The organism is Micromonospora sp. NPDC003776, assembly GCF_053605645.1.
In genome coordinates this window covers 1-7,134 of record NZ_JBSGJR010000369.1, presented here as the reverse complement: position 1 = coordinate 7,134, position 7,134 = coordinate 1, and the positions used below count along the sequence as shown (strand labels likewise).

At 74.3% G+C, this 7,134-nt stretch carries 4 protein-coding genes; 3 read left to right on the top strand and 1 reads right to left on the bottom strand.

Features of this window, described 5'->3' with window-relative positions; all coding sequences use genetic code 11:
• Window positions 1–104 precede the first annotated feature (104 nt).
• Window positions 105–1,970, bottom strand: coding sequence for a molecular chaperone DnaK (gene dnaK, locus ACWEVO_RS25030; RefSeq protein WP_452309958.1), 1,866 nt, complete (start codon window positions 1,968–1,970; stop codon window positions 105–107).
• A 208-nt stretch (window positions 1,971–2,178) separates the two neighbouring features.
• Between dnaK and ACWEVO_RS25025 the strand changes: the two genes are divergently transcribed.
• From ACWEVO_RS25025 to ACWEVO_RS25015, 3 genes are read left to right on the top strand one after another with little or no spacing between them, the layout of a single operon-like run.
• The gene (locus ACWEVO_RS25025) at window positions 2,179–4,011 is read left to right on the top strand and encodes an ABC transporter (protein WP_452309957.1); all 1,833 of its coding nucleotides are present in this window, start codon (window positions 2,179–2,181) and stop codon (window positions 4,009–4,011) included.
• 17 nt (window positions 4,012–4,028) lie between these two features.
• Window positions 4,029–5,687 carry a GTPase gene (locus ACWEVO_RS25020; RefSeq protein WP_452309959.1) on the top strand — a complete coding sequence of 553 codons (1,659 nt, stop codon included), beginning with the start codon at window positions 4,029–4,031 and terminating at the stop codon, window positions 5,685–5,687.
• Between the two features lie 38 nt (window positions 5,688–5,725).
• Window positions 5,726–6,949 carry a hypothetical protein gene (locus ACWEVO_RS25015; protein WP_452309956.1) on the top strand — a complete coding sequence of 408 codons (1,224 nt, stop codon included), beginning with the start codon at window positions 5,726–5,728 and terminating at the stop codon, window positions 6,947–6,949.
• Window positions 6,950–7,134 lie beyond the last annotated feature (185 nt).

Below are 7,134 nucleotides of genomic sequence, written 5' to 3'. Positions count from 1 at the left end.
CCACCCGGCGCCGACCCGGTGGCAGCCGGGTCGGCGGCTCGTGGCTTCTCCGTCATGCGGTTACCTCATCCCTCTGTGGTCGAGTACGTGTCCGGGACAGACGATCACTTCTTGTCCTCGTCCACGATCTCCGCGTCGACCACGTCGTCGCCACCGCCGGCCTGCGGGCCACCGGTCGGGCCCGCGCCCGGTCCGGCCGCCCCCGGCCCGCCCGGCGCACCCGGCTCGCCCTGCTGCTGCTGCGAGTAGAGCAGCGAGCCGGCCTGCTGGGAGACCTGGGCCAGCTTCTCGTGCGCGGCCTTGATCTTCTCGATGTCCTGGCCACCGAGGGCGCTGCGCAGGTCGCCAAGGGCCTCGTTGAGCTGGTCGCGGTTCTCGCTGGGCAGCTTGTCGCCGCTCTCGGCGAGGAACTTCTCGGTCTGCCACTGGAGCGCCTCGGCGACGTTCCGGGTCTCCGCCTCGTCGCGGCGGCGCTTGTCCTCGTCCGCGTGCTCCTCGGCGTCCCGGCGCATCCGCTCGATGTCGTCCTTCGGCAGCGACGAGCCACCGGTGATCGTCATCTTCTGTTCCTTGCCGGTCCCCAGGTCCTTGGCGTGCACGTTGACGATGCCGTTGGCGTCGATGTCGAAGGTGACCTCGATCTGCGGCACGCCGCGCGGCGCCGGCGGGAGGCCGGTCAGCTCGAAGGTGCCGAGCTTCTTGTTGTAGGCCGCGATCTCCCGCTCGCCCTGGAACACCTGGATCAGCACCGACGGCTGGTTGTCGTCCGCCGTGGTGAAGACCTCGGAGCGCTTGGTCGGGATGGTGGTGTTGCGCTCGATGAGCTTGGTGAAGATGCCGCCCTTGGTCTCGATGCCCAGGCTCAGCGGGGTCACGTCGAGCAGCAGGACGTCCTTGACCTCGCCCTTGAGCACACCGGCCTGCAGGGCGGCGCCGACGGCGACGACCTCGTCCGGGTTGACGCCCTTGTTCGGGTCGCGCCCGGTGAGCTGCTTGACCAGGTCGGTCACGGCCGGCATCCGGGTCGAGCCGCCGACCAGGATGACGTGGTCGACGTCCGAGACCTTGATCCCGGCGTCCTTCACGGCCTGCTCGAACGGTCCCTTGCAGCGGTCCAGCAGGTCCTGCGTCATGCGCTGGAACTCGGCGCGGCTCAGGGTCACGTCGAGGTGCAGCGGGCCCGCCGAACCGGCGGTGATGTACGGCAGGTTGATGTTGGTGGTGGTGGCGGCGGAGAGCTCGATCTTGGCCTTCTCGGCCGCCTCCTTGAGCCGCTGCATGGCCATCTTGTCCTGGGACAGGTCGATGCCGTGCTCGCCGCGGAAGGTCTTCACCAGGTGGTCGATGATCCGCTGGTCCCAGTCGTCACCGCCGAGGTGGTTGTCACCGCTGGTGGACTTGACCTCGATGACGCCCTCGGCCAGCTCCAGCAGGGAGACGTCGAAGGTGCCACCACCGAGGTCGAAGACCAGGACGGTCTGCTCCTTGGAGCCCTTGTCCAGGCCGTACGCCAGGGCGGCCGCGGTCGGCTCGTTGACGATCCGCAGCACGTTGAAGCCGGCGATCTCACCGGCCTCCTTGGTGGCCTGGCGCTGGCCGTCGTTGAAGTAGGCGGGGACGGTGATCACCGCGTCGGTGATCTGCTCGCCCAGGTACGCCTCGGCGTCCCGCTTGAGCTTCATCAGCGTGCGGGCCGAGATCTCCTGCGGGGTGTACTTCTTGCCGTCGATGTCGACGGTCCAGTTGGTGCCGATCTCCCGCTTGACCGAGCGGATGGTCCGGTCGGGGTTGGTCACCGCCTGCCGCTTGGCGACCTCACCGACGAGCACCTCGCCGTTGCGGGCGAACGCGACGATCGAGGGGGTCGTCCGCGAGCCCTCAGCGTTGGCGATGACGGTGGGCTCACCGCCCTCGAGAACGCTGACGCAGGAGTTCGTCGTGCCGAGGTCGATGCCGACCGCACGTGCCATGTTCGCTTCCTCGCTTCGTAACGGTGAGCAGGTCAACGGGCCTGCCCGGCGGGTCGCCCGCAGCGACCGCACCACAAGTTGAGTGAACTTGACTCAATAGTGCCACGCCGTCGGCAAACCGCAAGTCGAGGTTGAGTCGACCCGACGCAACCTGACCGTTATTACCGTCCGGTTGTCTTACCTTGCATCGGTCGGGCACGCTTTAGCGGTGACGACGCATGGCGATCCCGCCACCCGTTCCGGCGCGCCCGCCGTCGCAGCCCGCACCGGACCCGCCTCCGGGGACGACCTGCCCAGCGCGGACGCTCTGCCCGCCGCGCTCGCCGGCCTGCGGGCCGCGATCGGGGCGGCGCGTTTCCCGCTGGCCCTGCCCTCCGCCGAGCCGGCCCGGCGGACCGCCGCCGGGCTGACCGACCAGCTCGACGACTACCTGCTGCCCCGGCTCGCCCGGCTCGACGCCCCGCTGCTGGTGGTCGTCGGAGGCTCCACCGGCGCCGGCAAGTCGACGCTGGTCAACAGCCTGGTCCAGGCCCGGGTGAGCGCCGCCGGGGTGCTCCGCCCGACCACCCGCTCCCCGGTCCTGGTCTGCAACCCCGCCGACTCGGCCTGGTTCCGCCAGGGCGAACTGCTGCCCGGCCTGACCCGCACCAACGAGCCGAGCGACCAGCCCGGCACCCTGCACCTGGTCACCGCCCCGGCGCTCCCGCCCGGGCTGGCCTTCCTCGACGCACCCGACATCGACTCGGTGGTCGACGCCAACCGGGCCCTCGCCGGGCAGCTGCTGGCCGCCGCCGACCTCTGGCTGTTCGTCACCACCGCCGCCCGGTACGCCGACGCCGTCCCCTGGGAGCTGCTGCGCAGCGCCCGGGCCCGGGGCACGGCGATCGCCATGGTCCTCGACCGGGTGCCCCCGGAGGCGGCCGACGAGATCGCCGCCCACCTGTCCGAGATGCTCGCCGCCCAGGACCTGGGCGCCGCGCCGCTCTTCGTGCTGCCGGAGACCTGGGTCGACGGGCAGGGGCTGCTCCCCGACAAGGTCACCGCACCGCTGAGCGCCTGGTTCGGCCGGCTGGCGGCGGACGCCGAGGCCCGCTCGGCCGTGGTCCGGCAGACCCTGGACGGCGCGATCGCCGCCGTGCACCCCACCGTGGACGCGCTCGCCGACGCCGCGGACGAGCAGGTGGCCGCCGCCGACGCGCTGGACGAGCGGGTCTGGGCCGCGTACCGGGGGGCGGAGCGGACGGTCGACCAGGGGCTGAAGGACGGCCGGCTGCTCCGCGGCGAGGTGCTGGCCCGCTGGCAGGAGTTCGTCGGCACCGGCGAGTTCTTCCGCACCCTGGAGGCCCGGATCGGCCGACTGCGCGACCGGATGGTCGCCGCGGTCACCGGCCGTCCCGCGCCCGCCGCCGAGCTGCGTACGGCCATCGAGTCCCAGCTCGTCACCCTGCTGCGCGGGGTGGCCACCGAGGCGGCGGAGAACGCGTACACCGGGTGGAAGGCGCACCCGGCCGGGGCGGCGCTGCTCGAACCGGAGTTCGCGCACGCCTCGGACGACTTCGGCGACCGCGCCGAACGGCTGGTCCGGGACTGGCAGCGCGGGGTGCTGGAGCTGGTCCGGGCCGAGGGCGGCGACCGCCGCTTCGTGGCCCGCACCGCGGCGTACGCGGTCAACGCCACCGGCTTGGCCGTCATGATCGCGGTCTTCGCCTCCACGGCCTTCATCCCGACCGGGCTGGAGGTCGCCACCGGCGCCGGCACCACGGTCGCCGCCCAGGCGGTGCTCCAGGCGATCTTCGGCGACCAGGCGGTACGGAACCTGGCCAACAAGGCCCGAACGGACCTGCTCGACCGGGTGAACACCCTGCTCGCCGAGGAAGCCGGGCGGTTCCTCGCCCGGAGCGACGCCGCCCGCCCGGCCAACGGGACCGGCGAGACGCTGCGCCGGGCCGCGGTCGAGGTGGAGAAGGCCCGGCACCGCAGCGGCCTGGCCGGCGGGGACGGGTCGGCGCTGCCCGCCGCCGAGCAGGGCGGTGACCGGTGAGCAACATCGTCGGCCGGATGCGCGAGGCGTTCCGGGGCGACCAGCGGGTGGACCCGGACGCGCTGATCGCCCGCCTCCAGGCGGTCCAGCGCTTCCTCGGCGCCACGGACGGCCTGGTACCGGACACCCAGCTGGTCCCCGCGCACACCGTGGTCGAACGGGCCGGGACCCGGCTCGCCCTCTCCGGGCACCACACGGTGGTGGCCCTGGCCGGGGCGACCGGCAGCGGCAAGTCGAGCCTGTTCAACGCCCTCGCCCGGCTGGACCTGTCGCCGGTCGGTGTCCGGCGGCCCACCACGGGGGTCGCGCACGCCTGCGTCTGGGGGGCGCTGGACGGGGCGTCCCGACTGCTGGACTGGATCGGGGTGCTGCCCCGGCACCGGTTCGTCCGGGAGAGCGCCCTCGACGCCGACGACGAGACCGACCTGCACGGCCTGGTCCTGCTGGACCTGCCGGATTTCGACTCGGTGCAGCGGAGCCACCGGCTGGAGGTGGACCGGCTGCTCGGCCTGGTCGACCTGGTGGTCTGGGTGGTCGATCCGCAGAAGTACGCCGACCGCGTGATCCACACCAGCTACCTGCGCGAGTTCCACCGGCACAAGGACGTCACCGTGGTGGTGCTCAACCAGGCCGACCGGCTGCCCCCGGCCGAGCTGCCCAAGGTCCTCGGCGACCTGCGCCGGCTGCTCGACGCCGACGGGCTGGAGGGGGTGCAGCTGCTGCCCACCGTGGCGGTGGACCCGGCCGGGCTGGACGGTCTCCGCCTCGAGCTGGAGCGGGCGGTCGCCGAGCGGCAGGCCGCCCTGCGCCGGCTGGCGGGCGACGTGGACACCGTGGTGGACGGGCTGGCGCCGCTGGTCGCCGCGGAGCCGCCGCGGACCGGACCGGGCGACGCCTCGACCCGAGAGCTCACCTCGGCCCTCGCCGGGACGGCCGGGGTGCCGACCGTGGCGGAGGCGGTCGAGGGAGCGTACCGGCACCGGGCCGGGGGCGCGACCGGCTGGCCGCTGGTCCGGGGCTGGCGGAAGCTCCGGCCCGATCCACTGCGCCGGTTGCACCTGCCCGGCGGGGATCCCGACGCGCCGGCGGAGAGCCTGGTCGCGGCGACCTCCGTACCCGATCCGAGCGCCGCGCAGCGCTCCGCGCTCAACCTGGCCATCCGCGCGGTGGCCGACCGCGCCGGCGCCGACCTGCCCGCGCCCTGGCCGGCCGCGGTGATCGGCGCCGCCCGGTCCCGGCTGGTCGACCTGCCGGACGCGCTGGACCACGCGGTCGCCGCCACCGACCTGGGCATGACCAGCCGGCCGGCCTGGTGGCGGGTGGTGGGTGCCCTCCAGTGGCTGGTCACCCTGGCCGCGGTGGCCGGGCTGGGCTGGCTGGCGTTCGGCTACGCGCTGCGCATCCTCGGTCTGCCGGCCCTGGACTACCCGAAGCTCGGCGAGGTGCCCTGGCCCACCGTGCTGCTGCTCGGCGGCCTGCTGGCCGGGCTCCTGGTGGCCGCGCTGACCCGGCCGGTGATCCGGTGGGCCGCCCGACGCGCCCGGCGGCGGGCCGAGGAGCGGCTGCTCACCTCGGTGGGCAGCGTCGGCGAGCAGTACGTGCTGAACCCGGTCTGGGCGGTGCTCGCCCGCTACGCCGAGGCCCGCGAGGCGCTGCGCGAGGCCGCCCGCCGCTGACCGGTGTCCGGGCCGGCCGGGGGGCGTAGGGTCGGTGCATGGCCACGCCACAGACCCCCTACGAGGCGGTGCTGCACGCCGCCCGCGACGTGACGAGGCTCGACACCGCGCTCGACGCGGAGATGCTCGGCGCCGCCCTGCTGGGCAGCGTCTACGCCGTCGCAGAAACCGACCGGGAGAACGCCGTCCGCGAGTTCGTGGCCGGGTTCCTCGCCGCCACCACGCGGCGACGCAGCGCCGCCGCGACCACCATCCGCGCCGTCTTCGCCACCCTGGTGCCGGACGCCGAGGGCGCCGCCCGGGTCCGCCCCGGCGCGTACGCCCCGGCCTGGGCCGCGCAGCTCGGCCGGGTGCGCCTCACCGGCACCTGGGCGTACGGGGACGTGTACGGCGACCAGACCTCCTACCTGGCCACCTTCGCGTACGACGACGCCGACGGTGGGCCGGAGCACGCCCTGGTCGCGCTGGTCGACCACAACATCGGGGTCACCAAGGACGTCTTCGTGGGCGGCCCCGCCGGGCGGATCGTCGAGCAGGCCCGGGAGATCTGCACCGAGGACGAGTTCACCTGGTTCCGTACCGAGGATCCGGCCCGGATGCACGCGGAGGTGAGCCGCCACCTGGCGGTCACCGACCAGCTCGGCGAGCTGCCCGCGCAGGGCTCGCTGGCCACCGACCGGGCGCTGGTCGGCGCCCGGCTGGCGGTGCTGCCCGGACCGTCGGGCGCACCGGCCGCCGGGGAGACCGCGCCGGCCAGTGACGAGGAGCGGACCCGGCTGGTCCGGGGCTTCCTCGGCTCGCCCGAGGCCGCCCGGTTGGGGCTGGACACGGTGCCCGACGCCGAACTGTCCTCGCTGCACTTCTGCCTGGGCCTGCTGCTGGACCACGCGGCCAGCTTCCCGGACGCCGACCCGATGCGGTGGAGCCCGACGGTCGCGGAGCTGTTGCTGCTGGACTGGGTGCACCGCCGGGCCGTGCTCGACATGGACGACGCGGCGATGCTGCCGCGGGTGCTGCGTGGCTGGGCGGCGTACGCGGCCCGCCAGCGGGGGCTGCCGGGCGCGGCGGCCCGCCGGACGGACGAGGCGATCGAGGAGATGGTCCCGGAGTTCGCCCGGCTCTACAGCACCGGCGAGCGGCGCAGCCCGGCCACGGCGGCGGTCGCCCAGTTGATGGCGGACGGCGTCGACCCGGACGACCCGGTGGCCCTGGACGCCTGGATCGAGGCCAACCGGCACCGTCTCACCGACGACCCCGCCTGACCCGCCGGTCGGCGCTCCACTCAGGCCCGGGGTTCCGTGGCCGGGGGCATCGGGGGCCTGGTCGGGACGGGTGCGGGCTGCGGGGACGGGCTGGGCACGCCCGGGGGCCGGGTCGGCGTGCCCGCCACCGTCACGGCCACGGCCGACGACAACCACGCCGCGGAGCAGATCGACGGCATGGACGG